Origin of the sequence: Spirillospora sp. NPDC049652, from assembly GCF_040675125.1 — a bacterium.
Classification (GTDB): Bacteria; Actinomycetota; Actinomycetes; order Streptosporangiales; family Streptosporangiaceae; genus Spirillospora.
In genome coordinates this window covers 1-2,637 of record NZ_JBFAOF010000962.1, presented here as the reverse complement: position 1 = coordinate 2,637, position 2,637 = coordinate 1, and the positions used below count along the sequence as shown (strand labels likewise).

2 protein-coding genes are annotated in these 2,637 nt (G+C 73.0%); both read right to left on the bottom strand.

Annotated features, from left to right (window positions below):
• On the bottom strand, positions 1-882 hold an 882-nt coding region (locus AB0J52_RS35480), incomplete at its 3' end, for a trehalase domain-containing protein (protein ID WP_500187297.1).
• A 9-nt stretch (positions 883-891) separates the two neighbouring features.
• The coding region (locus AB0J52_RS35475) for a beta-galactosidase (RefSeq protein WP_500187296.1) at positions 892-2,637 on the bottom strand (1,746 nt) is incomplete at its 5' end.

Sequence of the window (2,637 nt, the reverse complement as noted above, 5' to 3'; positions counted from 1 at the left end):
CTTGGCGACGTAGCCCTTCCAGCGCGCGTCGCCGCGCGCCTCGGCGCGCTCGGGCGAACGCAGCATGCCCGCGGTGGCCGGGGCCTCCGCGCGCCGCTCGGCGTCGTCGAAGGTGTAGCTCTCCGCCCAGGTCAGCGCGCTGGTCGCGCGCGGCCGGACGGTCAGCGGACGGGCCAGCGCGGTGGTGTAGGAGTCGCCCGAGACGGTCGTCCGCACCGGCTCGGCGTGCGTGACCTCGAACCGCTCGGTGCCGTTGGTCAGGTAGCTCCAGGTCTTGCGGACCTTGGCGAAGTCGACCTGGACGCCCTTCCCGGTGGCCTTGAGGGAGGGGGCGCTCTTCATCGGCTCGGCGTCCGGGCGCAGCAGCTCACCCGTCCAGCCGACCTGGAGCGTGCGGGCCGTGCGGCCGGTGTTCTCCACGAACGCCCGCACCAGGGCGGTGTGGGCGCTGCCGAAGCGCAGCTCCAGGGTCAGCTTCAGGCCGTCCAGCTCGTACACCTGGCGCAGCAGGCCGGGCAGCGACGACAGCTTCGGCTTCGCGCCGGACAGGTCGATCTTCCGGCCGTTCTCGCTGAGCTGGATGCGGGTGAACGCCTTGCTCAGCCACCAGGGGTACTCCTGGGCGATGTACAGCGGGCCGGTGAAGCCGCCGTGGGCCGCCGGGTCGTCCGGCAGCGCGTAGGCGTGCCACGCGCCCTGGTCGGAGAACACGTTGATGTCGTTGAACTCCGGCGGCTCGGACGCGGTGGGGGTGCCGCGCATGTCGAGCACGTTGGCGTACCCGGCCGGGCCGGAACGTCCGGCGGGCGCCGCGTGCGCGGGCGCCGCCGTCAGGGGGAGGAGAGCGGCGACACCGATGGCGGCGCTCAGGGATCTGCGCATGATGACCTTTCAGATGCGGGGGGTGAGAACCGCCGCGCCGAGCGGGCCGAGCTCGAGCTCGCCCCGGACGGTCGCGCCGGACAGCAGGTCGGTACCGGACAGGCCGCTCACACGCGTCGCGGCGCCGGTGTGGTTCAGCAGGAACAGGTGGTCGCCGCGCCGCGTCACCTCGACGCCCTCGGGCGCCTCGTGGACCGGGCGCACGCCCGCGGCGTCCAGCACCGGGCCGAGCGCGGCCGGCAGGTGGCAGCTCAGGTACCAGCCGAGCCCCTCGCCGTGGACGTTGCGGGTGATCGCGGGCCGTCCGGCCAGGGGGCCCTCGGCGTAGGACGCGACGGGCTCGGCGGTCGTGACGTCCAGCCACTCGCTCCACAGGGTCGCCGGGCCGAACTCCCCGACCTCGACGGACCGGCCGTCCGGGACGGGCCAGAACTCGTCGACCACGACGCCGAGCGCGTCGCGCAGCGGGGCCGGGTAGCCGCCGAGGTGGATGTGGTCGTGCTCGTCCACGATGCCGGAGAAGAACCCGCAGGCCAGGTGGCCGCCGTCCGCGACGAAGCGGGTGAGCCGCTCGGCCGTCTCCGTCCGCAGCATGTACAGGTTCGGCGCGAGGACGAGCCGGTACTTCCCGAAGTCGGCCTCCGGCGGGACGAAGTCGACCGCGATGTTGCGCCGCCACAGCTCCCGGTACCAGGACGCGACGATCGCCTTCAGCTCCAGCCGCGTGGACGGGTGGTCCTCCTGCTCCAGAGCCCACCACGAGTCCCAGGACAGGACGATCGCGACCTGCGCCTCGGTGGTGCTGCCCGCGACCTCGCCGAGCTTCGCCAGTTCCTCCCCGAACCGGACGGTCTCGGCCCAGCCGCGGGACTTGGTCCCGCCGTGGGGCAGCAGCGCGCTGTGGAACTTCTCCGCGCCCGCGCGCGACGCCCGCCACTGGAAGTACATGACGCCGTCCGCGCCGCGCGCGACCGTCTGCAGCGACCACAGCCGGTGCAGCCCCGGACGCTTCGGCACGTTCACCGGACGCCAGCTCACCGCGGACGGGGCCTGCTCCATCAGCAGCCACGGCCGGCCGCCCTTGAGCGAGCGCATCAGGTCGTAGTTCAGCGCGGCGGTGATGTGCGCCTCGGGGTCGTCCGGGTCGGGGTAGGCGTCGTCGGAGACGAAGTCCTCCCGGGACGCCCACTTCCAGTAGTCCAGCGCCTTGAACATCGACATGAAGTTCGTCGTCACCGGGACGCCGGGGGACACCTCGTCCAGCATGTCCTTCTCGCCCTGGTAGCAGGCGAGCAGGGCGTCCGAGCAGAACCGCCGCCAGTCGAGCGTCTGCGTCGGGTTGACCGGGCCGGGCGCGTCGCGCGGCGGCTCGATCTCGTCCCACGACCCGTAGCGCTGCGACCAGAACGCCGTGCCCCAGGCGGAGTTCAGCGCCTCCAGATCGGTGTACCGCTCTCGCAGCCAGCGCCGGAAGTCGGCGGCCGACTCGGGGCAGAAGCACTCGGTGACGTGGTCGCCGTACTCGTTGTGGATGTGCCACAGCGCGAGCGCCGGATGGTCCCGGTACCGCTCGGCGATCTTCCGCGCAAGCGTGACCGCCGCCTCCCGGTACACCGGCGAGGACGGGCAGTAGTGCTGCCGCGACCCGAACTCCAGCCGGACGCCGTCCGACCGCACCGGCAGGACCTCCGGATGCGCGCGGACCAGCCACGCGGGCGGCGACGCGGTCGCCGTGGCCAGGTCGACCGCGATGCC